Here is a 25284-nt window from a genome sequence, read left to right on the forward strand (position 1 = left end):
TTGGAGAAGCTCAATCCGTGGTTTCGCTTAAGATAAATAAAACAAATCGCGTGTAATGGTGGACACTAGCTACAACGCGCTGTAATGTACCTCACTATCAAAAATATTGTGAGAGAGACGAGGAGAATGCCTCATGGCGTTAGACTTGACAGCTCGTATTCAGCAGCGAAAACCTGATCCGCGCTGGAAACGCCCTCCGCGTTTTATTGCGGGGGGCGAGTGTATAAATTGTCAAGAATGTGTTAGGCGTTGCCCAGCTGCTTTTGCAGCAATCGTGGTTCTAGATCACGGACCTGTAATCATCCCCGAACTCTGCTCAGGTTGTCCGCAGTGTGTGAAAGCATGCCCAATGGATTGCATATATGAGGATTTGGAGGGACAGCGTAACGGTACCCCGGAAGGGCTTTGGAAAAAGGTAGAGCAACGTGAAGAAGCAATTTAGCCGACTTCCAAGTCGAAAAGGTGTGGAAGCAGGGGGCTCAAGACCGAACTGTTTGGACGTTGAGTCGAGGTTTCATTCACTCTGGATTGCAATGGAACGTCAGGTGGGTGAGGGAATTGAGGTCTCTCGCTGGGTGGACAAACTGCTTTCATTTGACGGGCGTTTGACCAGAAGTGAGGCGTTGATCAGTCTTTCCCCGCGTGAGAAGGTCTTACGACGATTGTTTCGCGATTCTGATTGGAACCCTTGTGGTGAAAACAGAAATCAGGTCATGCTACGAGTCTCCCTGCTAGTACACGGAAAGGTCAAGCTAGAGATTTCCCCAGCTGAGGAGAAAGCAGATTACCTCCGCGAGGACGAAATCGGATGTCGGACTGTATTTTGCCCTGATCTACCCCAAGCGGTTGAACGTGAATTGGAGAAATGTCAGAGCAGTTCGATTTCCATGAGTCGTCGCGTATCTCTTGCGATCGAGGAATATCATCAACAAGGAGAACTTGCCGTAAGGGTTCGAAGTGTGAATCAAGCGCTCCGGGAAATCCCACCGGTTTGTTGCTATTGGAATGGCGAAGCTGTTCAGAATTTCAGGGAGCCTAGGTCTCTACCAAGTCAGCAAGACTGCTCAGCTCACACCTTAGACTTTACGGAAGAGGAGGTTCTCGGCCCGGTTACTGTACGAGTCTTATATTTCTTCTGGGCCTGTGAGCTCTCGAAAGCTGGCGGTCCGAATTCGCTCGAAACTCTCAACGGCCAAGACCTTGGGAGCATAACGAAGCTTCGGCCTCAACAAGATTTAGAAAATGAGCAGTGTCGACGGATCGAGGGGGTTACCCGTCGCAAGATTGTATCGGTAGTGGAAGCTACTAGCTCCCCCGAGGGTGGTACGAATCCCTCGAAGCTCTGTGATGACGGCGAATTCACGCTCGCGGGTTTTGTCGAGCTGGCCTCTGAAACCATTGAACGGATAAAGTGCCAAACGCGAAGTGATGTTGTTATGACCAGGGGATTTAGGGAGATTGGAGCTCTAAGGAAAGCTTTAGAAGAAGGGGCGATTGAAGAGCTTTCCGACTTTGACATGTACTCACATTACTGTTGGGTACTAGGCGGGGATCGGCATACTGAGGACGAGCTACACGCAATTTCGTCTCGAATGCGATACAACTCGTGGCATCTTCAGCCTTGGGGAAACACTTCGCCGGCGGAAATGCGTCCGATGAGGTATCACCCAGCTACTCTGCCAGATATTTCGTCTAACCTGGACTTTCACCATACTGGACACATTCGGTACTCCGTAAGGCATGCGATTCGAGCCCCCTATTCTCTGAGCCATGGAGGAGAACAGCTTCTTGGTTTCGGTGATATTAGAGCAATGCGCCAATCCGGAGAGCGCTATACCGATGAGGACCTCATGAATTGTGTCACGGCTTCGCGCCGAATGGGGGAATACCTCAGTACACTGTTGGAGCAATCATCTGTGACTGAGTTTTCGGCTGAAAGTAGTCGTTTACCTGAATCCTTGGGTGATCGGATAGCAAATGGTTGTTGACGCACGTGTGACGCGGCTGGCTCGATACAGTTTTGTGTTTGACTATTTTCTGTCGCATCTCGGCTACTTCGCTGTGATGCCGATTCTGGCGCTCTGGCTTCCTGATAAGGTTTCTCCGTTCATCGCTGGTTGTGCGATGGCTGCCTTTGGTATTTCGGTAAGAGCATCAACCTTGGTGATGGGGAGACTCCTACGGTTGCTTCCCTTCGCTGCGGCCATGCAGATCGGCCTAGTTGCGGCGTCGGTTTCTTTCTTTGTCATCGGTCTCCAACCTAATGCGCCACTGCTGGTCGTTGCCTTGCTCTTGGCCGGAGCAGGGATAAACATGAATGGATCGAGTATTCGGCACTACCTTGTTGAATCCGAAGCATCTGAGACGACTAAGTTAGAGATTTTTGGATCGATCAATATTGCGGTGAACGTCTCAGCAGCGGTCGGGCCAGTCATCGGCAATGTCCTGTTCTCAGCGACGTCGAATGTGATCTTTTTTTATACCGCTGCGTGCTACTTGGCCGCTGCAGTTGTACCGGCGTTGACGTTGTCATACAAGCTAAGACCTCGGAAAGCTGATGTCCGGGGTTCCTTTGCTCGTAGGGTAATTCAGCCCCTAGGCAAGGCAACTGTGCGATGGGTTGTTCTCGGCGTGGTGGTTGGCTACATGCTTTATAGTCAGCTCTTTTCTTCCATAGCGGTAGCAGTCAGTGCGCATTACACGTCGCCGGTCATCCGAGGAACGGTATTTGCCGTAAATGCCCTTTCGGTGGTACTGCTTCAGCCTCTGGGTACGCGATTGATTAAGAAAGCACGAGATAGCGGACTATCGAATCAGACGTTGGTGCTGGTTTCTCCTTTAGTTTTTGTAATTGCCCTGGTCGCGGTGAAGATTAACCCGTTTCTTGGGATAATCATTTTTTCCTTCGCGGAGACTCTTTTTATTCCGCTGGTGGACGCAGCGCTTCTTTCGTTACCAATGACTGGTTCTTTAGAAGCGGTTCAGGCGCGACAGTTAGTGGTTGCCACTGGGGAAGGAATCGGTCTTGGGCTTGGTGTCATCGTTGCTCCTCAATGGATCGCGTTGTCTGCTGCCGTGCTTATTGTCTGCTGCTTTGTTGTGCGCTTAATGAGTGGAGAACATGACGCTAAACAATGCGACAAGGTTCCATCCTCGGCTAAGCATTGAGAGCGCGGCTATTGACACTGAAACTGACAAACCAACAAACAGATCAATGAAAAGGCGATGAATATGAAATTGAACGACCGCTCTGCAGATGGTTCCGGCAGTTCTCCTCGAACGCTGACGCTAGTGATGTTTGGCTATAATCACGAGGCCCTTTGCGCTCTTGCCGAGGCAGACACAGAATTCTGCGTCATCGTGGTGGAGGAGCGTTCACTGTATGAAAAGAAGGGACTTGAAAAGCGATCTGCTGACCCTCGAATTCGATCTGTTCTTTCGCGGTGGGAGTGGTGCGAATACCAGAACAATTCTCCTGCAGCCGTCGAGTGTATCCGTGAGATTCTAAAGGGTACGCATGTTGATGGCATCGTGCCGGGCTTGGAGTATGCCGTAGGTGCTGCCAATGCTGCAGCTCGCGCCGTCGGCCTGCCGCATGCAGGGGAAGATGCTCCCTTGCGAGATAAAATTGCGTTCCGCCGTTGTGTGGGCGGAGTTCAATGGACTGAGGTTAAGAGCGAAAGCGACATCTTCGAGCCGCCCTGTGTGATTAAGCCGGCGAACCGTCAGGCCTCACTTGGTGTCTCAATCATTCGTTCATCTGAAGAGGTTTCGAAGGCGTGGACTCATACGTCGACCGCACGCGAACCTCGCCAGGAAGCGGGCCGACCATGGGATACTCGCTACATTTGCGAGAGCTTGATAGAGGGAGATGAGACGTCGGCCGAATGCCTCGTAGTCGATGGTGATGTGGTGTTCCTGAACATTACGAGCAAAGAGACTAGCGGTGCCGTGGAATTAGGACACGAAGTAGGACAGCACAATCCCGGGGTGGAGGAGGCCATGCGGGACCTGGTGTCGAAGTTGGGGGTGCAGACCGCTCTACTGCATGCCGAATTCAAGGGCACCACACCCATCGAATGCGCAGGCCGCCCACCAGGCGACCGAATCATGCTTCTCATTAATCGGGCGTGGAAAGTAAATCTCTATGAGCAGTGGGCACGTGCACTGTGCCAATATGCGGTCTCAGTGCCACAACAACCTAGTTCTTCAGCAGCTATTCGCTTCATTCATGCGCCGCGGGGTTTGGTACGGAGCGTTGAAGATCCAACGGGACATTGCGTTATCACAGTTGAACCTAATACCTGGGTCTCCGAACCAGCATGCTCTTGGGACAGAGTAGGTTTCGTGGAAGCTGATACGCACGCGGACGCAGTTCGCCACGCATCGCAGGTTCGGTTCAAGATGGCCAACGATGTAGTTCTCTATCTCAACCACCGGAGAACTGCCGCGGAATGGACACCAGCGTTCGAAGCATCTGATGGTGCGGTGCTTCTCACTGACAAGGAAGTTCGACCTGCTGGCATCGTAGAGACAGTGCAGCTCGATACCAATGACCACGATGCTGTCATTGCAGCAGTGGATGAATTGTCATCCCGCTACGACATCCGTGGAGTTGTCACTTTCAGCGACCGTGATGTAGAGACGGTGTCCTTGCTTGCCGATAAACTCGACCTTCCTGCACCATCGCAGACCGCTGCTCTGAAGGCACGGAACAAATTTGAGATGCGAAAGGCCGTACAGAGTATCGCACCGCAGATGGTTCCTTCATTTTCGTTTATTGAGCCGGGGGATAATGCGCAATCGGTAATGGAGGGTGCAGGAATCACGGTCCCGTGTGTGGTTAAGCCAGTGGATGCTTCTGGATCTCGAGGGTTTTCCCTGTGTCATACGGCGGAGGAAGTTTCGGCTGCAGTGTCCCGATGGGGCGGCCCGATGGTAGTGGAGGAGTTACTGACCGGAAGTGAACACAGCGCTGAGGGATATGTGTACGAAGGGGAAGTTCATCTCATAGGCGTGACAGATAAAACGACTACAGCTAAGTTTCGATTGGAAATTGGACAGGTTTTTCCATCGGCCGTAGAGGGAATTCAGGTTGCGGTGAAGCCGCTTCTACAGGCGACAATTAAAGCCCTCGGAATCAATAATTGTGCGTTCCACATGGAATTCTTCTTTGATGCTAGAACATCAACAGTTAAATTGGTCGAGATTGCTGCTCGACCAGGTGGAGACTACATTGCCTCCCACTTGGTACCGCAGGTAACCGGTGTATCCTTCGCTCGCGATTTGGTACGCATTGCAACGGGGCAGAGACCTTCATTTGCGGTGCCCCGCGATGGCTATGTGGCGGCAACATTCAAGCTACATACTGAAAAAGAGGGAGTGCTTAAATCTATGGGTCAGCTTCCTACTGCTCCTATTGTCGTAGAATCCCAACAACACGTGCATGTCGGCGATTTGATTAGGCAACCCCCTGCTGACACCTTGAGTTCAATCCTTGCGGAAGTTGTAGTAGTTGCGGCGTCCCGGAGAGAGATTGAAGCTTTTGAATCGAGGCTTCGGGAAGTGGAGGTAGTCGTTGAATAAGCAACGAATAGGCTTGGTCGGGGCATTTCCTCGGATGCCGCACGGTCATCATCAGCTAGGCATGCTTCGAGATGCCGCTGCTCGCCAAGGTGTAGAGCTCATCGAATTAGACGGGAAGAATCTCGACGAAGCGCTCGCTCGGAAGGAATCAACTGGATACAGTGACTGTGAAGGTTACGTATGCTTCCGCGAAGACTACACATATCAGACCGCTCTTCTCGACGATTGTGGCAACGCTCCAGAGTATGTAGCTAGATTGAAGCGGAAGGATGAGGCTCGTCAATGCTTGCGTGATGCTGGCTTCGAACAACCTGCGACGGCAGAGGAACCGCGAGATATAACAGGTCCTTGGGTCGTGAAGCCACGCAGTGGGTCAGGCAGCGCTGGAGTGAGTGTTCACACTGATCTCGAGAGTGCGAGGGAGGCACTCCGAACACTGTCGGACGGCTTCGTCGAAACATTCGTCCAAGGCACTGAGTTTTCAGCGGAGGGATATTTCTATGCTTCCGAACCTGTCGTGGTTGGTATCACTGATAAGAGGCTTGAGGGCGTGGTGGAAATCGGCCACCGTTACCCTAGCGTCCTTCTCTCCGATCATGAAGAAGAGATAGCCGCATCTGTCGTTTCTGCCCTAAACGCATGGGGACTGAGCGCGGGGCTCTTTCATGTCGAGGGCTGGTGGGTGGACGGCCAGGGGGTGGTTCTAGGTGAAGGGCACGTGCGCCCAGGCGGCGACTTCATTCACCTACTCGTCAGTTCTGTGCACGGTGTGAACATTTTTGATCCTCTCATTGCAGATGCTTTGCATCAGCACGGTAGAAAAAACGCTCTTAACGATGGATTTGTCTTTCCTCAACGGCGCGATGGTCACAGTAGCGCTGTCCGCTATATCCAAGTCCCTCCCGGCACTATCACAGCCGTTAGTGGGGTCGAGGAGGCGCTATCAGAACCAGGAATCCTCGCTGGCTATTGCACAGCAGAACCTGGTGTAAGGGTGCAGACTGCGAGCTCCTCAACAGAGCGGCTTGGTTGCCTCGTAGCGCACGCGTGCGGCGGAGAAGATCCGGAGGATATTCTGGACCGAGCAATGGGTAGGTTGCGGATTACCGTGAGCGATTAGGAACGCCGGGCTGCAAAGGCCGCGATGGCTCGCCAGCCAAAGAGCAGCAGCGCCGACATCACGGTGGCCACGATGAGGAAGGACCAGTGCGGCAGCCGGCCATTGACCAGCATCCACAGAGCCATGCCGCCAATAATGGCACTCAGCCACACGACGACGCCCTCCCGCCACAGGCCGCTCAGCTTCGCTGCCATGATGATGACCCAGCCCACGAGCGCGCCCACGGTCCACGGCCAGAAGGCATCGACCCAGGAGCTAAAGCTCAGGCCGCCGTGCGCCAGGCGGGCGAGGATGGCGAAGAGGACGAGCGAGATGACGTCGATAAGCGGGGCAACGCGCATTTAGGATTCCTTCCGGTTCAACGCCGCGTAAGAGAAACCATCGCGGGCGTAGTGGGCGAAGTAGATGACCCATCCAATGATAGTGATCAGCGCAAAGGAAATAAGCCGGTAGATGATGGCTGCGGAGGTGGCATGCACCGCGGTGAGGCCCGTCGCCACCAGCGGGGCGATGAGCGCGGCCTCCACCGTACCCACGCCACCCGGGGTGACCTGCGCGGAGCCAGCCAGCTTCGCCGCCAGGAAGGCCAGTGCGACGCCTGCCAGGGTGGTGTGATCGGCGCCGGCACGCAGCCACGGAATCTCGCCGGTTACCGCCCACACCGAAGCCCACAGGGCGGCCATATCGGCCAGGCGGTGCACAAGGGAGGCCCCGGCAACCACAGCGAAGGAGCCACGCGAAAGGTGGACCTCGCCGAGGTTGCGCATCTCCTGAATCGCGCGGTCCCGCTTCGGCCCCGGCCGCAGCTTGCGCAGCCAGCGCTCAAGGGTCACCGGGTGCGAGGTCAGCCAGAAGATGCCGCCGAGTGCCGCGAGCATGAGGACAACCGTGGTGATCAACGAGCCCAAAGCCATGTCGGCGTTGAGGAAAAACACCCCGCCCAGGCCAATGAGCGCGAGGAACATCGAGCTAATAATCGAGGACAAAAACAGGAAGTAGCTGCACAGCGCCACCGACGCACCCCAGCGGCGCTGCACCTGGAAGGTGAGCAAAGCCGAAAAGGCAGGGCCCGCCGGCAGAGTCGTGGACCAGGCATTGGAGGCCAGCGTGATGGCATAGGTTTCGCGCAGTGGCACCTTGACGCCGCCTGCGCCGATGAGCCGCTTCATCACTTCCGCCATACCCGCGATGGACAGCAGTGCGAAGAACACCACCAGCACCACGGGGAAAGGCTCAGCGTGGCGCAGGCGGCGCAATCCCTCGGAGATGAAGTCCAGCTGGTCGCGGAAGAACCACGCCAGCGCGGCCAGAATCAGCAGGGAAATTATCCAGGTCAGCCAGTTCTTTTTCATCGACCATCCGTGGAATTGAGGCGCTTGACCAGCTCGGAGAAGGGGATGAGCTCCTCGTCAGTATCGGCGCTGCGGTCCCCGCGTACGGCGGCTTCGTTCGCCGTGCTTGGCGACGCCTCCTCAACCTGTTCTGCCGGAGTCACGGGAGAATGGGGCGCGTCGGCCTGCTCGGTGGACCCAGTCGAAGAACGCGGCTCGTCCCGCTCGGTAGTAACGGCGGGGGACGGCGCAGCCTGTTCAGTCGGTGCGGCCTCTTCGTTGTTCAGTACTGGGGCGGTGGGCACCGGCTCGGCAGCTGGGGAGTTCTCGCCGCCGAGGCGGTGGGTCAGGCGTGTGAGGAAGCGCGGGGCCCACCAGTTGTCCTCGCGCAGCAGGTGCATGACGGCGGGGACGAGGAGCATGCGGACGATGGTGGCGTCGATAAGCAGTGCAAAAATCATGCCGAAGGCGATGTATTTCATCATCACGATGTCGGAGAAGCCAAAGGCTCCCGCGACCACAATCATGATGAGCGCGGCCGCCGTGATGATGCCGCCGGTGTGCGCGGTACCCGCCGCGATGGCCTCGTCCGTGGAAGCACCGCGGCGGCGGGCCTCCACCATGCGCGAAACCAGAAAGACTTCGTAGTCCGTGGACAGGCCAAAGACGATGGCGATGATGAGCACCAGAATCGGGCTCATGAGCGGGCCGGCGGTGAAGTTGAGCAGGCCGGAGCCGAGGCCGTCGACGAACATGAGCGTCAAAATGCCCAGCGTCGCACCCAGCGAGAGCAGCGTCATGATGATGGCCTTGAGCGGCAGGATGAAGCTGCCGAAGACCAGCGCCATGAGGATGAAGGTGGCCAGCACCACGTAGAGGGCCATCCAGGGCAGCGTGTCGAAGAGCGCGTCGAGGGACTCGACCTCCATCGCCGGGGTGCCGCCGACATAAAGCTCCACGCCTTCCGGTGCCTCAATGTTCTCGAGCTCGTGGACGATCCGCGCGTAGTCATCGCGGTCTTGGATGCCGGCGCCGAGGACGGTGGTGCCGTCAACAGTCGCGGTCTTCGGGCCCATCGGTTCGGTCAGACCCTGGATGGAGCGGGCTTGCATGACGACGTCAACAAGTTGCTCGTTCGTCGCGTTCTTCACCACCAGCTTGACCGGCTCGGTGCGGAAGGAAGGGAACTGCTCGTTGAACTGGTCCTGTGCCACGCGCGCGTCCTGGTTGGGCGGCAGGTAGGTCTCGTTGATACCGCCGAACTTCACGCCCAGCACCGGCAGGGTCAGCGCGATGAGCAGGGCGCAGATGGCGGTGGTCATCAGACCTGCGCGGCCCATGGCCCAGCGCGGCATCCGGTACCACCAGGTGTCCTCGATGCGGCGCCCGCGCCGGGAGGTCTTGCGCACGGTCCACTTATCGATGTTGTGACCCAGCATGCCAAACAGCGAGGGCAGCACCATCACCGAGAGCAGAGCAGCGAGGCCGACGGCGGAGATGGAGCCGTAGGCCACGGATTTGAGGAAGGCCTGTGGGAAGAGGAAAAGCCCGGAGAGGGACACGGCCACCATGGCGGCGGAGAAGACCACAGTCTGGCCGGCGGTGGCGGTGGTGATCGCCACGGCCTCCTTGGTATCGCGGCCCTTGTCCAGCTCCTCGCGGAAGCGCGAAACCATGAACAGGCCATAGTCGATGGCCAGGCCCAGGCCCAGCAGCGTCACGACGGCCTGCGCAAACACGTTGACCTGCAGGAAGCCGGCCAGGATGGAAAGGATACCCAAGGAACCTAGGATGGACAGCCCGCCCACCACGAGCGGCATGAAGGCCGCAACGACGGAGCCGAAGACAATCAACAGCAGCAGCCCGACGAGCGGCAGAGCGGCCTTCTCCGCGCGGGAGATGTCCTTGGCCATACCCTCGTCCAGCGCATCGGCCACGGCAGTGGCACCCGCTACCTGCACGGGCAGCCCGCTGGAGTGCAGGGAATCCTCGATGGCGCGGAAGTCCTTGAGCGTTTGCTCGCCGTCACCCTTGAGCCCGATGGCGGCGAAGGCCGTGGAGTGATCCTGCGTGATGAGGTTCGGGTTGCGCTTATCAAAGTAGCTGGTGACGGAGTCGATCTGCTCCGGGTACTGGGTCTGGAGCTCGTCGAGGAAGGCCTTGGCCTCGGCGGCGTGGGCATCGGGGTCGTCGAAAAGCAGGATGACGTCGCCGGAATTGTCGCGGCCGAAGGTCTCCAACTCGATCTGCGCCGCGCTTGTCGACGCCGCCCCCGGGTCCTCCCAGCCCTCCTGGCTCATGCGCTCCTCAAGGCGCGTGCCGAAGCCAAAGAAGAGGCCCAGAATGAGCCCGACGATGAGGAGCGGAATGACCTTGCGGTGGGCGTAGGAGAAACGGCCCCAAGAATAAAACATGCGGCTCCTAACTGTGCTCGGGCGCGCGGTCCGGAAGCAGCGCGGACAGCGGGCGGAAAGGCTGCAGCCAGGCGCCGCCTGGAGGCAGATTATCCAGGTTAACGCGCGGCAGCGGCTCGCGGAAAACGCCCTCGATGTCTTCGAGGTCGACGAACTCGATATCGGGGTGGGTCAGCGCCCACGACGCGTGCTCGTGGAAACCGAGCACGCAGGTGGGCAGACCGGAAGCCGTGAGCTGTTCCAGCAGGTGCTGGAAGTTTTGGCCATCGGCAGAGGCCACGATGACACCGGAGAGATCCTCGCGGTTGGCTTTGATGTATTCGACCATGTCGGGGTCGACGTCATCGTCCTCGTGCAGCTTCGGCTTGGCAAAGACGGCGAAGCCGACGTTGCGGATGGCCTCGACCCACGGGCGGATGACGTCGGCGCCGCCGGGCGTGACGTTGGTGAAGACGGCGGCTTCGGGAGTGGCGTCGTTGTCAAAGGCCAGCTCCACCAGCCAGCGGCCGATGGCGTCGAAACGCGGGCGGTAGGCGGCGGTGGGGCGCCCGCCGAGGATGGCGCCGAGCCCCATGTCCATGTTGGGTGCGTCCCACACCAGAAGGTAGGTGCCGGCCATTACTTCTTCTCCCACAGGTACTCGGTGATGACGTGTTCCTTGTCCAGGCCTTTGCCCTCAAACTTGGTGATGACCTGGCGGTCGGTGAGGATGGGGCACTCCGGCCAGGGCCAGCCCTTGTAGTCGAGGGAAGGCTCGACCTCAACGAGCTCATTAATCCACTCGGCGTAGCCGGCGTGGTCGGTGGCCACGTGGAGCACGCCGCCGGGTTTCAGGCGGGAAGCAAAAAGGTTGAGCGTGCCGGATTGAATGATGCGCCGCTTGTGGTGGCGGGCCTTGGGCCACGGATCCGGGAAGAAGATGCGGATGCCGTCGAGGGACTCGGGCGCGAACATGCGCATGAGAACCTCGATGCCATCGCCGCGGACCATGCGGATGTTCTCAATGTCGTTGCGGACGATGGAACCCAGCAGCTTGGCCAGGCCCGGCTTGTAGAGCTCGACGGCGATGATGTTGGTGTCCTGCTCGAGTGGCGCCATGGCTGCGGTTGAGGTACCGGTGCCGGAGCCGATCTCGACGATGGTCTTCGCCCCCTCGCGGCCGAACCAGGCGGGGATGTCGAGGGGTTCGTCGGCAAGCAGGCGTCCCAACTGTGGCCAGTGCTCCTCGAAGAGGGCGTTCTGGTTGTCGGTGAGGGTGCCGCGACGGAAGGTCACGTTGCCGAGGCGTGGGTAGTCCAAATCATTGTTGAACTCGGCGTTGAAATCCGTCTGGAGGCCGCGGCCGTGAGGCATCTGCGCGGCGGGATTTTGGGAAGAGTCTGCGCTATTCATCAGTTGACATTGTTCCCTTAAGCAGGGGTGAGGGGCAACGTGCCGCGCCGTGGAGGGTGGAGGGGCACCTCGGTGGAGGCCACACAGGACGCCGTGGGGGTAGCGGGACGGGCGTACGGGATGGGCAACCCAAAGAAAATCCACCCCTGTGCGGGGGTATCTTTGGTGGTTGCGTGCCCTATTTCACACTTCGTTGTCCTTGGGTTAGTCGGGTTAACCAGGGTGGATATAACCGGGGTGGGCTGTATTACACATTCTGTTATCACCAGTATCCGTACTCTGGTTGGTGAAACGTCGATAGGGGAAACCTTCGGCGATATAAAGCACCCTGGCCACACCGACCACAGGAGAATGTGAGATGACCGCAACTATTAAGGGCCTTGTAGGTGAACTGCCCACGAAGAACGAGAAGCTTATTTCGTGGATCAGTGAGAGCGTCGAGCTCTTCCAGCCGGAAGAGGTCGTCTTCGTAGATGGCTCCCAGGAGGAGGCTGACCGCCTCGCCGCTGAACTCGTGGAAAAGGGCACCCTGATTAAGCTCAACGAGGAGAAGCGCCCGAACTCCTACCTGGCTCGCTCGAACCCGTCGGATGTCGCGCGCGTGGAGTCCCGCACCTTCATCTGCACCGAGACTGCTGAGGACGCAGGCCCGACCAATAACTGGGCCCCGCCGGCAGCCATGAAGGAAGAGATGACCGAGGCCTTCCGTGGCTCCATGAAGGGCCGCACCATGTATGTGGTGCCTTTCTGCATGGGCCCCATCAGCGACCCGGACCCGAAGCTCGGCGTGCAGCTTACTGATTCCGCTTATGTCGTGCTCTCCATGCGCATCATGACCCGCATGGGTCAGCAGGCTCTGGACAAGATTGGTGAGAACGGCGATTTTGTCCACGCCCTGCACTCCGTTGGTGCTCCGCTGGAGCCGGGCCAGGAGGATGTCGCGTGGCCGTGCAACGAGAAGAAGTACATCACGCAGTTCCCGGCGACCAAGGAGATTTGGTCCTACGGCTCCGGCTACGGCGGCAATGCCATCCTGGCCAAGAAGTGCTACGCGCTGCGTATCGCTTCCGTCATGGCGAAGGAAGAGGGCTGGATGGCAGAGCACATGCTCATCCTCAAGCTCACCAACCCGGAGGGTAAGAAGTACCACATCGCGGCCGCCTTCCCGTCTGCCTGCGGTAAGACCAACCTGGCCATGATCGCCCCGACCATCCCGGGCTGGAAGGCTGAGGTTGTGGGCGATGACATCGCCTGGATGAAGCTGCGCGAGGACGGCCTGTACGCAGTCAACCCGGAGAACGGCTTCTTCGGTGTGGCGCCGGGCACCAACTACGACTCCAACCCGATTGCCATGAAGACGATGGAGCCGGGCAACACCCTGTTCACCAACGTCGCGCTGACCGACGACGGCGATGTCTGGTGGGAGGAAATGGGCGAGGCCCCGGAGCACCTCATCGATTGGCGCGGCAACGATTGGACCCCGGCTTCCACCACCAAGGCGGCGCACCCGAACTCCCGCTACTGCGTGCCGATTACGCAGTGCCCGTCTGCTGCTCCGGAGTTTGATGACTGGAAGGGCGTCAAGATTGACGCCATCCTCTTCGGTGGCCGCCGCGCGGATACCGTCCCGCTGGTGACCCAGGCCTTCGACTGGAACCACGGCACCATGATCGGCGCCCTGCTCTCCTCTGGCCAGACCGCTGCCGCTGAGGGCAAGGTCGGCGCCCTGCGCCATGACCCGATGGCCATGCTGCCGTTCATGGGCTACAACGCCGGTGACTACCTGCAGCACTGGGTAGATATGGGCGAAAAGGGCGGCGACCGTATGCCGGCTATCTTCCTGGTGAACTGGTTCCGCCGCGGTGAGGACCGCCGCTTCCTGTGGCCGGGCTTCGGCGAGAACTCCCGCGTTCTCAAGTGGATTGTGGACCGCATCGAAGGCAACGTCGACGCCGTCGAGACTGTCGTGGGCCACACCGCCCGCCCGGAGGATATCGACCTCACCGGCCTGGACTTCGACATTGAAGACGTCCGCGAGGCACTTGCCGTGAACCCGGCCGATTGGGCTGGCGACATGGAAGACAACAAGGAGTACCTGACCTTCCTGGGCTCCCGCGTGCCGTCTGAGGTGTGGGACCAGTTCAAGGCCCTCAAGGAGCGCGTTGAGGCTGCCTCCTAACGCCGCTTTCCGCGCCGCTGCTTTCCGACGCCCCTCCACCCAGCGGTGGCGGGGCGTCGCCGCGTTCTGGCATGTTAGGTTGGCCACAATAAGGTTAGGGTAACCTTTTAAATGGAGAAAGTCTCGCATATTCTGGCTGTATGACAACTTCTTCTTTGCCCATGCACGATCGTCCCGACTCCGAGGTTGGTGGACACTGGCTCCTCGCCCGCCTGGGAAAGAAGGTGTTGCGCCCCGGCGGGCTGGAGATGACCACCACGCTAATCGACGCCGCCGAGCTGAAAAACAAGGACGTGGTGGAGCTGGCCCCTGGACTCGGGCTCACTGCCCGCCAGATCGTGGCGGAAGGCCCGCGCAGCTACACCGGTGTGGACGAGGATCCTGATGCCGTGGCGCGCACGAAGGCCAGCCTCGCCGGCGCTTCCTCGGCTACCGTGGTGGTCAATGACGCCAAGGCCACGGGTTTGCCGGATAACAGCACGGATGTCGTCTTTGGCGAAGCCATGCTCACCATGCACGGCGAGAAGGGGAAGGCCGCGATCATGGCGGAGGCGTTCCGTATCCTGCGCCCGGGCGGCAGGTATGTCATCCATGAGCTGTGCCTGGAGCCGGACACGCTTGACGACGCCCAGAAGCTCGAGATCCGCCGCGCGCTGGCCACGTCCATCCGCGTCAACGCCCGCCCGCTGACCACAAAGGAATGGGACGGCGTGGCACGGGAGGCTGGCTTCGAGGTGACTGAGCGCCACTATGCAGATATGGCGCTGCTGCGCGCCAAGCGCAACTTGCAGGACGAGGGTGTGCTGGGCGTGGCGCGTATCGCCTTTAACGTCTTGCGCATGCCCGACGCCCGCCGCCGCGTTTTCGCGATGCGTTCGGTGTTCAACAAATACAGCGACAACCTGCAGGCCATCGGCGTGGTGCTGACCAAGCCGGCCGCGGCTGCTCAATGAGTTTCGGTGAGAGCGGTGACGTTGCCGGCGGCGTGCCGGACGGCGTGATGGAGGCCCGCCCACGTGGGATCAGCTGGCCCACGGTTGGCGTATCTGTGGTGAGCAGTTGCGTCGCCGCTGCGCTGGTCTTGGGTTTCGGCGTGCAGCTCAGCCAAGGCAAGTGGGAACAGGCGGCAGCCCAGGGTGCCGCGATGACGCAGCCAGCCGAACCGAGCGTGCCCGTGAGCAGCGACTCCGCAGCGCCGGCGGCTGCGGCAACAACGGCACCAACAACGGCGGCGTCCGCGGCGTCGCCAAGCGTTGCGCAGGACGCCCCCGCTGTGGCGTTGGAACCGGCACCGCAGGAGAATCAAGCGGCAGACCCAGCGCCAGAGCAGGCGGTGGATGAGACGGTGGAGGACCCCAACACCGGCTGGTACCCCAGTGGGGATTTCAGCGCGAGCTTTGCGGCTACTAACCCGGAGCCGACGCTCGATGACCTTAACGGCGTCCTGCACGCGCTCGTGGCCACGCCGGGATCCGATGCGGACAAGGCACACAACCTCGAGGCTGGTCTGCCGGGGACGGTGGTGCCGAGAACCATTTACAACCTGGGGATATTCCGTCCGCCGCTGGGCTGGAAGCGGATTAGCGGGCCACTGACGGTGGAGGGGAACACCGCGAGTGCCACGCTCAACGCGAGCTCGGCCGGGCGTCCCACGCTCTCGTTGCGGGTGGAGTTCCGCTACCTCGACGGGCGCTGGAAGCTGGCCACGAACTCGCTGCGCAACGGCATCGATGCGGTGGGCCTGCCCATCGCGGGCGCGTTTTAAGGCGGCGGCGTGATTGACGTTGACAACCTGAGCCACTGGTATGGCTCGCGCCGCACAGCCGCGCCTGTGCGCGACCTTTCTTGCACCTTCGCTGATGGCCGCATCAATTACGTCGTGGGGCTTAACGGCACCGGAAAGTCGACGCTCCTCGGCTGCCTTTCCGGAAGCTTGCGCCCGCGCGGCGGCAGGGTCCTGGTGGACGGGCGGGAGCTGCGCGGTACCGACTATCCGTTGCGCCACGTGGGCAGCTACTTGAGCGCAGAAGATTTCTCACCGCAGCACACCGGCCTGCGCCACCTGCAGTGGATGTGCGCCCTCGCAGGCGCGCCGGTGGAAAAGGCGGAGGCGCTGGTGCGGGCCGTCGGGCTCGAGGAGGCCTCGCGGCGCCCCATCGGAGGTTACTCGTTGGGCATGCGCCAGCGCCTGGGGATCGCCAGCGTCTTGGCGGGAAACCCGCGCAACATTGTGCTGGATGAGCCGCTCAACGGCCTAGATATCCAGGGCGTGTGGTGGCTGCGTGAGTTGCTTGCCGCGTGGGCGGAGGAGGGTCGCTGCGTGATCGTGGCCTCGCATCATCTGCGCGAGGTGGAGGCCACGACCGAGGTTGCCGACGCCTCGGTAACCATCCTCAGCCAGGGCACGGCTCTTGCCCACGGCTCCCTTGAGGACGTCATCGCCTCCACCGGCGCCCCCGACCTCGAATCCGCCGTGGCGGCGCTGATCCCGGAGCTAGGGGCACGGGCATGAAGGCGTGGCAACGCTGGCGGATAAGCCTGCGCGCCGAGTCTGTGCGCCTGGGCGGGGCGCGCGGCCCGCTGGTGCGGGTCGCCGTGCCGCTGGGGTTTGCGCTGCCGCTGGCGGTGACCTTCGGGGTGGCAGCGGTGGCGGAGCACGTCCAGTCCGCGGGAGGCATCCTTCAGGCGCAGTCCGTGGACACTACTAATGCGGCGTATTGGCCCATCTACCTGGGCAGCATCGTGTTTGCGGCATTGGGGGCGTGGGCGCAGGCCACCGCCGGATCGCGGGCCTTGCGTGCGGCGGCGCCGTGGTCAGGGCTGGATCAGCTGGCCCGCTGGTGCTTCCTGGGCGCGCTCGCGGCGGCCGCGACACTGCTCAGCGTCAGCCTGTGCCTGCTGCTCCTGCCCACGTTCTTCCCGGTGCTCTATGGGCAGGTGAACTTCTTCGCGGGCCTGCGCATGGTGGCTCTCGGCCCGGTGTACGCGTGGTTGGCGGTGGGCTACGGTGTGGCGCTGGGCCGGCTGCTGCGCTCCCCGGCGTTGAGCATCGCGGCGCTGACGGTCTGGGCGCTCTTGGTAGAAAACGCGCTGTGGCTCATCCCCGGCGGCGCGCGCCTCACCGGCTGGCTGCCCTTCCTCAACGGCGTCTTCGCTACCGGCCAGGACGTGGCGCTATTCCCGCCTTGGGGCCGTGACGGGGCGCTGGTGTACTTCGCGGCCGTGGGCGTGGCGCTCTGGCTGGCTTCTCTGCGCAGGCGCCTCGACTAAGTCTGACTCAGCCATCAGGCGCGCAGGACGATGACCAGGTTGGAGGTCACAAGCTCCCGCAGCACCGGCACCTTGGTCACCCACCAGGCCCAGGCAGGGTGGTAGCGAGGAAAGGCCGCGAGGAGCTGCGAGCCTTGCGACGTCACGCCGCGCGCCCAGTCCAGGCCTTCGCGTGCGGAAAGCGCAAAGAGCGAGGAGCCAAAGACGTTCTTCGGTGGGTGCCCATGGCGGCGGGTATAGCGGTCCCGGGCGAACTCGCCGCCCACGTAGTGCTCCCACAGGCCGGTCTCGTGCCCGCCGAAGGGCCCCAGCCACACCGTGTAGCTCAAGACCACCAGCCCGCCGGGCTTGGTCACGCGCAGCATTTCCTGGCCCATGTCCCACGGGTTGGGGATGTGCTCGGCCACGTTGGAGGAATACGTGATGTCGAAGGTGTCATCCGCGAAGGGCAAGCACGTGCCGTCGCCGCGCACGGCCTGGGCCACTGAGATGCCGGCGGCGGCCATTTCACCCACGTCCGGCTCCAGCCCCACATAACTGGCACCGCGCTGAGCAAAGGCGGACGCGAAATAGCCGGGCCCGCCCCCGACGTCGAGCACGCGCGCGCCGGTGAGGGACAAAGAATGATCGCGGGAGAGGGCGTCGACAAGCGCGGCGGTGTCCTCAGCCAGACCGCCATAAAAGATCGCGGGTGCTGTCTGCTCGAAGCGGAAGGAGCGCAGCAGCCGCCAGGAGCGGCGCAGGGTGGCCAAGGCGCGGGTGCGTTTCATAACCCACTAGGCTAAAGCATCGTCATGAAAATCCTTCTTTTATGTTGGCGCGATTCCACCCACCCGCAGGGTGGCGGTTCCGAGCGCTACCTTGAGCGCGTCGGCGAGTACCTCGCTGCCCAAGGCCACGAGGTGGTCTTCCGCACCGCGCGCCACATGAACGCCGCCAAGCGCGAGCGCCGCAACGGCGTGCTCTATTCGCGCGCTGGGGCCAAGTTCAGCGTCTACCCGCGCGCGTTGGTGGCGATGTTGTTCGGGCGCCGCGGTTTCGATGTCGTGGTGGATACCCACAACGGCATCCCGTTCTTTGCGCGCCTGGCCACCCGGGCGCCCGTGGTGATCCTGACGCACCACTGCCACCGCGAGCAGTGGCCGGTGGCCGGGCCCGTGCTGGCGCGGCTGGGCTGGTTCCTGGAATCTCGCGTGGTCCCCGCGCTGTATCGCGAGAACACGTGGGTGACGGTCTCGGAAGCCTCGAAGCGCGATTTAGAGAAGCTGGGGATTCACGGCGCGCACATCATTGAAAACGGCGTAGACCCCCTGCCGGAGCACGTACCCACGCTGGAGCCCGAGGCCGATATCCACCTGGTGACCTTGTCGCGCCTGGTGCCGCACAAGCAGATTGAGCACGCCATGGACACCGTGGCGCGGATTCCGGGCGCGCTTCTCGACGTCATCGGTTCCGGCTGGTGGGAGTCCCAGCTGCGCGAGTACGCCCGGGCCCACGGGGTGGAAGACCGCGTGCGCTTCCGCGGTCAGGTCACCGAGGACTATAAACATGCGCTCCTCGCGCGTGCCGACGTGCACCTCATGCCCTCCCGTAAAGAAGGCTGGGGACTGGCAGTCATGGAGGCGGCCCAACATGGGGTTCCCACGGTGGGTTATACATTCGGCCTGCAAGACAGCGTTATCGACGGTGAGACCGGTGTCCTGGTGCAGCGCGAGGAGGAGTTCGCGCAAGCGGTGCGCACGCTTGTCGACGACCCCTCCCTCCGCCACCGTTTAGGCAACGCGGCGCGCGAGTTGGCGGCTACTTTTTCGTGGGAGAAAACCGGCGCGCGCTTCGAAGAGTTGCTAGAAGCGGAAGTGCGCACCAAGCGGCGCTAAGAACCCACGGGGCGGGTGTCGATTGGGCGTTCGTGGTGACAACGATGCGGCCATCCTCGACGACTGCGCCCACGCCGAGTTCCTCCAGCCGGTTGAGGTCGCGGTTGGTCCAGGCCCCGGCGGCCGCGAGGTAGCGCGGCGATGGCTCATCCACTGTCACACCGTCGACGGTGAGCTCGCCGGAGTCGAGCTTGTTCGCGGCCTTGGAGTAGGGGTCGAGGGCGATTCCCCCGTCGAGCGTGATCATGGCGGGGCGGTCGGCGAAGAAGGTGAGGCGCCCGTCGAGGTCTTCGATGAGCTGGCGGTCGATGCCCGTTTCGCGTGGTTTCAACACGGCGAGCTCCTGCGGGGCATCGGGGGCTTGGAGCAAGCAGGCACACAGCGCGACTGCGGCCGGAAGCTGGCGCAGGGCCCCGATTCCGGCAATGGCCAGCGGCAGGGCGAGCAAGGTGAGCTTGGAGGAATCACGCACAAGGCCCGCGCCGGGGATGTGCTCGATGGCGAACGCAGTAAGCCCGGGCGCCAGCGCGCCGAGGATAGCCAGGCCCATGCCGAGAACCGCCAGGGCCGCTAGCGGGCGCAGCTCGCGCCGGGACAGGCGGGCCGCGCCCAAGACGGCGAGGGCAGCAACGGCAAGTCCCGCCAGGGCGAAGCCATGCTCGCGGGACGCCGGCACGGCCGCAGCATTCCAGATGCCGCCGAAACCGAGCAGTGAGCCGACCGCGCCCACGTAGGCCTCCGCACGCGGGGCAAAGGCCGCGGCCTGGGCGGCGGGGTCGCCGTGGACCATGGACACGCCGGCCGCGAGGCTTGGAACCAACCACGGCAACCACAACAAGACTGAGCCGCCCGTCCAAAGCCACCGCCTTTCGCGCTCACAGACAACCGCGATGAGTCCCCCGAAGAGCCCGCCGGTGGGCGTCAAGGACGCGGCCCACAGCGCCAGCCACGCCACGCGCGGGCGCGCAGTGAGACAACCCCACGCGATCACGGGCGCCAGCCAGGCCGCGACCGCCAGCGACCACTGGCCCTGCAGGAGACGCTCGATGACGAAAGGATTGGCCACCGCGCACGCCATCGCCGCGGCTGCTGCCCACGGGCTGAATTGTGGGCGCTGGCACGCCCATAGACCCGCCACCCACGCCGAGGCACTCGCCGCGCCGAGGATAAAAACCCTGGCCAGCCATGCTCCGCCGACCATCGCCAGCACGCCGTCCTGCGGAGCATTGCGCGCGGGCAAGTCACCGGCACCGAAGGCAGAGGCGCTCAGAGCTGGGGTATCAAGCAGCACCATGTCGCGCCACAGGAACTCGCCGGGTAGTAAGAAAGGCCAACACACCGCGAGCACGAGCGCTATACCCCACGCACCGAGGGCGGCGCGCATTGCAAGGGAGGCCCGGGACGTAGTCACGGGCGCCTACGCGCTCTGGGCGGCATGACGGCGCATGAACATCGCGGCCGCCACCGCCAACAATGCCACGCCGATGGCCTTGCCCAGCCAGCCGACGAGGCTCAAGACCTTGACCGTATCGATGACCCTGCGAACCGAGTCGAGGCGTTCGGTGCGGGTGGAATCGGACCAGGAGAGGGGGACGTCGAGAAGCGCGCGTTCTTGTGTGTCATCGGCGTCGACCATGGCCTGGGCCTGGCTCGCATCCGTGGCCCAGAAGATGCGCGGGTGTTCCTCCTCGTTGACGATGGTGCCGGTCGTGGGCTCGACCCACACGGTGCGGCTCACCGCGTAGAAGGGCTCGAGGATGACGTGCGATTTCGGCTTGAGGTTGTAGCGTTCCAGGGATTCGGGCGAGTAGAAATCGCCCGCTGGACCGGAGCGGCGAGCATCGAGGTCGAAGACCTCCGCGAGCGAAACCGGCGCGACATCCTGGCGGAAGACGTAAGTGGGGATGCCGTCAAGCTTCTCATCGCGCAGAAAATCGATGGGCTCCGCGTCCTGGGTGAGCGGGTCGAAGAAAGGATAGGAGCGCTGCTCCGCGCCGGCGGGGAAGAAGTAGCTGATGCCGTCGCGCTCGACCTGGTCTTCCACCTGCAGGTCAAGGGCGGGAAGCTCGATATTCTGCGTCGTGTTCGGGCCCGCCACCGGGTAGGTGGACTCGCGGTTGAGCAGGGATTCCTCGGTGATGTGCACGACGGTGTCGCTGTCCAAGGTGAGCGTGGTGGTGGATTGTGCGCGGGCCACGGAATCCTTCTCCGCAGAGGCAGTCGTGGTGTGGCGGGTGAACTCGACCCCGTCCTGTTCCGCGCGGACTGTGATGTCGAGGTCCCTGGGCAGCGGGCGGGCCTGGTTGTTATACAGCGGCGGAAGGATGGACCCGAGTATGAGGAACACCGCGGCGGCAATCGTCACCTGCGCTAGGCGGGAGCGAAGGAACACGTCAGCTCCGATCGGTCGAGGGATTCACTGCAGAAATAGTATCGTAGTGGGCCATGCGCTTTCTCCCTGAGCTCGAAGGCGTGCGTGCGCTGGCAGCGTTGGCGGTCGTGATCACGCACGTGTCTTTCCAGACGGCAACCGGCTGGGCCTGGGCTGAGAGGCTGGATTATGGGGTGGCGGTCTTCTTCGTGCTCAGTGGTTTCTTGCTGTGGCGCCGGCGGCACGCGCACACGGCGGGGCAGTATCTTCTTTCCCGCGTGGCGCGCTTGGCACCGCTGTATGTGGTGTGCGTGGTGGCGGTACTCGCCTTGCTTCCCGACGCCTCCCCCTTAACCCTCCCGCAAGTCATCACCAACCTGACTGGTACGCAGCTCTATATTGCCGATGGCCTGGTTCCCGGGCTTACGCAATTGTGGTCGCTGTGCGTGGAGTTCGCCTTCTATGCGGTGTTGCCGCTGTTGGCGTGGGGATTGGATAGGTTTTCTGTGCGTTGGCGGGTTGTGCTCATTGCGGTTGCTAGCGTGCTGAGTCTGTTGTGGGGCTTCCTACCCTTTGTCGCCGGTTATGAATCCGGCGATATCAACACGCAGATTTGGCCGCCGGCGTACTTTTCGTGGTTCGCGGTGGGAATGTTGGCCGCGGAGGCTGAGGCGGCTGGGGTGCGCCTGCGCGCTGGGCGCATTGTGCGGCTCGCTTGTTGGGTGGTGGCCGCGGGCTGCGTGTGGCTGGCCAGCCGCGAGTGGTTCGGCCCGCAGGGCTTGGTGCATCCAGAACCGGGTGAGTTTGCGCGGCGCATTGCGGCGGGGGCGGTGTGCGGGGCGTGCATCGTGGTGCCGGTGGCGCTGGCCCCGCGGGAAAGCTGGCTTTCTTCCGAGGTGATGCGAGCGCTGGGCCGCTGGTCTTATGGTGTTTTCATGTGGCACGTAGCGGTGCTGGCCATTGCCTTCCCGCTGTTGGGCGTGTCTGCTTTCTCCGGCTCTGCCGGGGATTTCGCGGTGGTGTTGGTCTTCACGGTGGTCGTTAGCTGTGTGCTTTCTGCTGCGACCTACGCGCTTGTCGAGGTCCCCGGCCGCGACCTCATCCGCTCCCTCGCCTTTACTCGCGGCCGCATCACCGTTCCGCGTTCGTTGCCGCGCCAGGCAGATAGCCCTGCCGGCTCCGCTTCTGCGAGCTCTGCCAGTTCCGGATCCCATTCCGCTACCGTGGGCTCCGGATCCCTCGCCAGCGCCGCTGGCTCGACTGATTCCGCCGGTTCGGTGGGGTCGTAGACGCCACTTCACACATGGCATTTTCCAGAAGGCATTAGTCAAACGGTTTCCTTGCCCCCAAACAAACCTTTTACATCGCCGCAGATGGTTTCCTTGACCCCAAAGACACCTTCTGACTAATGCCTTTTGAGGGGAACCATATGCGGTGAGACTGGGTACCTAAGAGGCGCGGCGGGGTGGGAGGCAGGCGCAGGTAATAGCCGCGACGCACAGCAGTTGCACGAGCAGCGAATCGCCGGCGTAGCCCTCCGCGGGCCAGGGTGCGCGGGCGAGCATCGCGCCCGCGGCTAAGGTGAGCGTGCCCGCCAGGTAGTCGGGGCGCAACGTGGTCCAGCGGGTGATGGCCCACGCCGCGGCAGCGGCGGCAACACCGGGCAGGCCCGCGACGAGTGCCATCGTTGCCGCGATGAGCAGGGCCAGAAGGACACGCGCCGAGGTGGACGAGTGGGCAACACAAGCGGGGGAGAGCGTTCGGGAAGCAGCGGAGGATGCCGGGAGGGCGGCATCGGCGACTGGGCTGGTTGCGGCTGAATCGTGTGCTGCGTAAGTCGCGGAAGAGGCGGGGGAAGCGGAGTGAGGGCGGGGGCCGCGGGCCATGACGAGCAGGCACAGCGCGGTGGTCAGCGCGGCGAGCGCGCCGCCGAGGCCTAGGCCGACGCGATAGGCGCGGTCGGCAGCGAAAGACATGTGGAAGGTGCCACTAGCACCGGCGGGAATGAGGAAGGCTTGCGTGTCGGCATCGATGGAGCGCGGTTCGAGGGACAGTGGTTCCGAGCTGGAGGCCGGTGCTGAATCTTGTGCTGAGTCTTTTGCTGAACCTGACGTCGAGACCGCGGCTGTGCTGGGGGAGCGCAGCTCGCCGCGCAGGCCCTCGTTGAAGGCACGGCCGGTGATGAGAAGGCGGTCGTGGTCGGCGGGCTCGATGGGCTCACCAGAGGTGAGCCGAGCAAAGTCGTGGTTGCCGCCGGAAGCGAGCGGGGTATAGCCGGTGTCGGATGGGTCGGCAGCGGCGGCGGCCGGGTCCGCGGAGGAACCGGTTTTGTCCTCGGAAGCTGCACGCGAGGAGGCGGGGAGGGGATCGGGCAAGGAGGATGCGGTATCGGTCAACGCTGCCCAGTCGCCGGTGGTGCGCAGGCGGTGCTGCCCGGCGGACAGGTTAAGGGTGGAGTTGGGGGCGTGAGGGGAGCCGTCGATAAGCACGGTCTTTTCGCCGGAGACCCGCACCGTCATGTCGCGCGGGGTAGAAAAGGAGCGGATGAGGATGTGCTCGTTGTCTTGCTGGAAGAGGAACTGCTCGGCATCCGGCGAGGTATCGGGCACGGTGACGAGGCGCCGCGGGGTGGGCTGGTCTACGACGGAGGCCTCGGCAATCCCGGTGCGGCGCTGCGGCTCGATGCGGATGGTGGAGGCCTGCGCGCCGGGCACGCGGATATCGCGGGCGCGGTAGGCCTCCATGGTGACGGTGACCTGAGAATCACCGTTGTGGATGGTCACCTCAGTTGTGCCGGTGGTCATCAGCCGCAGCGTAGGCGAGGTCCACGAAGAGTCGGAATGCAGCTCTAACCAGCCGGAATCGCCGGGCGCTGGCCACCAGGCGGTGGAGTTTTCGTCGTCGACGGCCGCCGTGAGAGAGCGCGCCGGGTTCGCCCCGCCGAAGGCCGAGGCATCCGCGGCAGACGATGACGCGGTGACGCGGCCATCGTGCTCCACCACCTGGGTCAGCGGGCCGGCGGAGGGGTAGTCGCGCAGGCGGTTGCGCACGGTGGAGGGGTCATCAGGGGCCAGCGGCGCGGAAACCGGGCCGCTGAGCGTGCCGTAGTTGCGGTCACGCAAGGTGGGCGTATCGGTGACGATATCGGCGTTGGCGGAGACGAGCTCGTGGGGGCCTTCCAGGAGCGCGAGCGATTCCCCACCGCCCGCCACGCGCGGCGGATCCGCAGGCGCCAGGTTCATGGAGAGGTCGCGGTCGAAGACAACGACGTCGACCTCCCCGAAGGTGTGGACCTCGCCCGGGATATGGTCCGAAGAACCAGAAATCAGGTCGTGGCGCACCGCGACGGCCCCGATACCGAGGCGCTGCAAAACCACGGGTGCCGTGGCAGGGTCGCGCGAAATCTGCGCCATCGCACCGTCCAGGCCACGGATGGCTTCCGGCGGGATGAGGGGGACGGCGTCGCGGACGGCCCAGGGGACGTCGAGAAGCGCCTGTGCTGGTTCATCGCGCGTCCAGCCCCAGTCCTGCCGCGCAAAGGAGGCCGGTGGGTAGATGAGCACGCGTGTGTCCAGGCTATTCATGAAGGAGGCAGCCTCATGCCAATAGTCGGGAACCTCTTCGTAGGCGCCCTTGGGCAGCAGCCGTCCCGCCCACGCTGGTGCGGTCGCGCCCACCACCACGAGGCACACCAGAAGGCCCGCTGCTTCACGACGCCCCGGGGACAACGTCCGCGGCAACCTC

At 62.4% G+C, this 25284-nt stretch carries 20 protein-coding genes; 11 read left to right on the forward strand and 9 right to left on the reverse strand.

Translation table 11 applies throughout. From position 1 onward, the window contains the following. Window positions 1–133: 133 nt before the first annotated feature. From HMPREF3009_RS13995 to HMPREF3009_RS14000, 4 genes are all read left to right on the forward strand, one after another. The gene (locus tag HMPREF3009_RS13995) at window positions 134–442 is read left to right on the forward strand and encodes a DUF362 domain-containing protein (protein WP_080975128.1); all 309 of its coding nucleotides are present in this window, start codon (window positions 134–136) and stop codon (window positions 440–442) included. Window positions 443–1977: 1535 nt separating this feature from the next. Beyond that, window positions 1978–3168, forward strand: coding sequence for an MFS transporter (locus HMPREF3009_RS12340; protein WP_049156938.1), 1191 nt, complete (start codon window positions 1978–1980; stop codon window positions 3166–3168). A 63-nt stretch (window positions 3169–3231) separates the two neighbouring features. After that, complete coding sequence (locus HMPREF3009_RS13190; RefSeq protein WP_168167372.1) at window positions 3232–5586, forward strand: ATP-grasp domain-containing protein; 2355 nt, start codon at window positions 3232–3234, stop codon at window positions 5584–5586. Between the two features lie 61 nt (window positions 5587–5647). Continuing rightward, a complete protein-coding gene (locus HMPREF3009_RS14000) occupies window positions 5648–6706 on the forward strand; it encodes an ATP-grasp domain-containing protein (protein ID WP_168167371.1) in 1059 nt (352 codons plus the stop codon). Here the strand turns inward: HMPREF3009_RS14000 and HMPREF3009_RS12355 are convergent. The 5 genes from HMPREF3009_RS12355 to trmB are packed head-to-tail and all read right to left on the reverse strand — an operon-like array spanning window position 6703 to window position 11843. Further along, window positions 6703–7047, reverse strand: a complete 345-nt coding sequence (locus tag HMPREF3009_RS12355) for a DUF3054 domain-containing protein (RefSeq protein ID WP_070682275.1) — start codon at window positions 7045–7047, stop codon at window positions 6703–6705. The genes HMPREF3009_RS14000 and HMPREF3009_RS12355 overlap by 4 nt on opposite strands. Further along, window positions 7048–8058, reverse strand: a complete 1011-nt coding sequence (locus HMPREF3009_RS12360) for a lysylphosphatidylglycerol synthase transmembrane domain-containing protein (RefSeq protein WP_070682278.1) — start codon at window positions 8056–8058, stop codon at window positions 7048–7050. It lies immediately after the preceding gene. After that, entirely contained in the window at window positions 8055–10451 is a 2397-nt protein-coding gene (locus HMPREF3009_RS12365) for an MMPL family transporter (protein ID WP_070682281.1), read from the reverse strand. Before HMPREF3009_RS12365 ends, HMPREF3009_RS12360 begins: the two co-directional genes overlap by 4 nt. 7 nt (window positions 10452–10458) lie before the next feature. Continuing rightward, on the reverse strand, window positions 10459–11070 hold the full coding sequence (locus tag HMPREF3009_RS12370; protein WP_070682284.1) for an NYN domain-containing protein: 612 nt from the start codon (window positions 11068–11070) through the stop codon (window positions 10459–10461). Next, window positions 11070–11843: a tRNA (guanosine(46)-N7)-methyltransferase TrmB gene (gene trmB, locus HMPREF3009_RS12375; protein WP_070545160.1), complete on the reverse strand. Its 774-nt coding sequence runs from the start codon at window positions 11841–11843 to the stop codon at window positions 11070–11072. Before trmB ends, HMPREF3009_RS12370 begins: the two co-directional genes overlap by 1 nt. A 358-nt stretch (window positions 11844–12201) precedes the next feature. Here trmB and HMPREF3009_RS12380 point away from each other — a divergent pair, with 358 nt between their 5' ends. The 5 genes from HMPREF3009_RS12380 (at window position 12202) to HMPREF3009_RS12400 (ending at window position 17292) form a co-directional block, all read left to right on the forward strand. Beyond that, window positions 12202–14022, forward strand: coding sequence for a phosphoenolpyruvate carboxykinase (GTP) (locus HMPREF3009_RS12380; protein WP_049156952.1), 1821 nt, complete (start codon window positions 12202–12204; stop codon window positions 14020–14022). A 140-nt stretch (window positions 14023–14162) separates the two neighbouring features. Next, window positions 14163–14975: a class I SAM-dependent methyltransferase gene (locus HMPREF3009_RS12385; RefSeq protein WP_049156954.1), complete on the forward strand. Its 813-nt coding sequence runs from the start codon at window positions 14163–14165 to the stop codon at window positions 14973–14975. Further along, the gene (locus HMPREF3009_RS12390) at window positions 14972–15787 is read left to right on the forward strand and encodes an MTB12 C-terminal domain-containing protein (protein WP_053089094.1); all 816 of its coding nucleotides are present in this window, start codon (window positions 14972–14974) and stop codon (window positions 15785–15787) included. Before HMPREF3009_RS12385 ends, HMPREF3009_RS12390 begins: the two co-directional genes overlap by 4 nt. Before the next feature lie 9 nt (window positions 15788–15796). Then, window positions 15797–16534 carry an ABC transporter ATP-binding protein gene (locus tag HMPREF3009_RS12395; protein WP_049156956.1) on the forward strand — a complete coding sequence of 246 codons (738 nt, stop codon included), beginning with the start codon at window positions 15797–15799 and terminating at the stop codon, window positions 16532–16534. Further along, window positions 16531–17292: a hypothetical protein gene (locus HMPREF3009_RS12400; RefSeq protein ID WP_049156979.1), complete on the forward strand. Its 762-nt coding sequence runs from the start codon at window positions 16531–16533 to the stop codon at window positions 17290–17292. Before HMPREF3009_RS12395 ends, HMPREF3009_RS12400 begins: the two co-directional genes overlap by 4 nt. Before the next feature lie 14 nt (window positions 17293–17306). On the opposite strand, the gene HMPREF3009_RS12405 is transcribed toward HMPREF3009_RS12400, so the two are convergent. Next, window positions 17307–18062: a class I SAM-dependent methyltransferase gene (locus HMPREF3009_RS12405; protein WP_049156958.1), complete on the reverse strand. Its 756-nt coding sequence runs from the start codon at window positions 18060–18062 to the stop codon at window positions 17307–17309. Window positions 18063–18086: 24 nt separating this feature from the next. Here HMPREF3009_RS12405 and HMPREF3009_RS12410 point away from each other — a divergent pair, with 24 nt between their 5' ends. After that, a complete protein-coding gene (locus HMPREF3009_RS12410; RefSeq protein WP_070682287.1) occupies window positions 18087–19169 on the forward strand; it encodes a glycosyltransferase family 4 protein in 1083 nt (360 codons plus the stop codon). Here HMPREF3009_RS12410 and HMPREF3009_RS12415 read toward each other — a convergent pair. Both HMPREF3009_RS12415 and HMPREF3009_RS12420 read right to left on the reverse strand, forming a co-directional pair. Then, complete coding sequence (locus HMPREF3009_RS12415; RefSeq protein WP_232761139.1) at window positions 19093–20580, reverse strand: MmpA family trehalose lipid delivery protein; 1488 nt, start codon at window positions 20578–20580, stop codon at window positions 19093–19095. The genes HMPREF3009_RS12410 and HMPREF3009_RS12415 overlap by 77 nt on opposite strands. A gap of 6 nt (window positions 20581–20586) precedes the next feature. Next, window positions 20587–21561: a PorA family protein gene (locus HMPREF3009_RS12420; protein ID WP_049156963.1), complete on the reverse strand. Its 975-nt coding sequence runs from the start codon at window positions 21559–21561 to the stop codon at window positions 20587–20589. A 53-nt stretch (window positions 21562–21614) separates the two neighbouring features. Here HMPREF3009_RS12420 and HMPREF3009_RS12425 point away from each other — a divergent pair, with 53 nt between their 5' ends. Continuing rightward, the gene (locus HMPREF3009_RS12425) at window positions 21615–22829 is read left to right on the forward strand and encodes an acyltransferase family protein (protein ID WP_070682293.1); all 1215 of its coding nucleotides are present in this window, start codon (window positions 21615–21617) and stop codon (window positions 22827–22829) included. A 159-nt stretch (window positions 22830–22988) separates the two neighbouring features. On the opposite strand, the gene HMPREF3009_RS12430 is transcribed toward HMPREF3009_RS12425, so the two are convergent. Beyond that, a partial coding sequence (locus tag HMPREF3009_RS12430; protein WP_070682296.1) for an alpha-(1->3)-arabinofuranosyltransferase domain-containing protein occupies window positions 22989–25284 on the reverse strand: 2296 nt, incomplete at its 5' end.

Source organism: Corynebacterium sp. HMSC034H07, assembly GCF_001815175.1.
Classification (GTDB): Bacteria; Actinomycetota; Actinomycetes; order Mycobacteriales; family Mycobacteriaceae; genus Corynebacterium; species Corynebacterium hiratae.

Bases quoted from the DNA above. Each gene is read 5' to 3' on its own strand.
- HMPREF3009_RS13995 (WP_080975128.1), top strand. From the start codon at position 134: ATGGCGTTAGACTTGACAGCTCGTATTCAGCAGCGAAAACCTGATCCG.
- HMPREF3009_RS12340 (WP_049156938.1), top strand. From the start codon at position 1,978: ATGGTTGTTGACGCACGTGTGACGCGGCTGGCTCGATACAGTTTTGTG.
- HMPREF3009_RS13190 (WP_168167372.1), top strand. From the start codon at position 3,232: ATGAAATTGAACGACCGCTCTGCAGATGGTTCCGGCAGTTCTCCTCGA.
- HMPREF3009_RS14000 (WP_168167371.1), top strand. From the start codon at position 5,648: ATGCTTCGAGATGCCGCTGCTCGCCAAGGTGTAGAGCTCATCGAATTA.
- HMPREF3009_RS12355 (WP_070682275.1), bottom strand. From the start codon at position 7,047: ATGCGCGTTGCCCCGCTTATCGACGTCATCTCGCTCGTCCTCTTCGCC.
- HMPREF3009_RS12360 (WP_070682278.1), bottom strand. From the start codon at position 8,058: ATGAAAAAGAACTGGCTGACCTGGATAATTTCCCTGCTGATTCTGGCC.
- HMPREF3009_RS12365 (WP_070682281.1), bottom strand. From the start codon at position 10,451: ATGTTTTATTCTTGGGGCCGTTTCTCCTACGCCCACCGCAAGGTCATT.
- HMPREF3009_RS12370 (WP_070682284.1), bottom strand. From the start codon at position 11,070: ATGGCCGGCACCTACCTTCTGGTGTGGGACGCACCCAACATGGACATG.
- trmB (WP_070545160.1), bottom strand. From the start codon at position 11,843: ATGAATAGCGCAGACTCTTCCCAAAATCCCGCCGCGCAGATGCCTCAC.
- HMPREF3009_RS12380 (WP_049156952.1), top strand. From the start codon at position 12,202: ATGACCGCAACTATTAAGGGCCTTGTAGGTGAACTGCCCACGAAGAAC.
- HMPREF3009_RS12385 (WP_049156954.1), top strand. From the start codon at position 14,163: ATGACAACTTCTTCTTTGCCCATGCACGATCGTCCCGACTCCGAGGTT.
- HMPREF3009_RS12390 (WP_053089094.1), top strand. From the start codon at position 14,972: ATGAGTTTCGGTGAGAGCGGTGACGTTGCCGGCGGCGTGCCGGACGGC.
- HMPREF3009_RS12400 (WP_049156979.1), top strand. From the start codon at position 16,531: ATGAAGGCGTGGCAACGCTGGCGGATAAGCCTGCGCGCCGAGTCTGTG.
- HMPREF3009_RS12405 (WP_049156958.1), bottom strand. From the start codon at position 18,062: ATGAAACGCACCCGCGCCTTGGCCACCCTGCGCCGCTCCTGGCGGCTG.
- HMPREF3009_RS12410 (WP_070682287.1), top strand. From the start codon at position 18,087: ATGAAAATCCTTCTTTTATGTTGGCGCGATTCCACCCACCCGCAGGGT.
- HMPREF3009_RS12425 (WP_070682293.1), top strand. From the start codon at position 21,615: ATGCGCTTTCTCCCTGAGCTCGAAGGCGTGCGTGCGCTGGCAGCGTTG.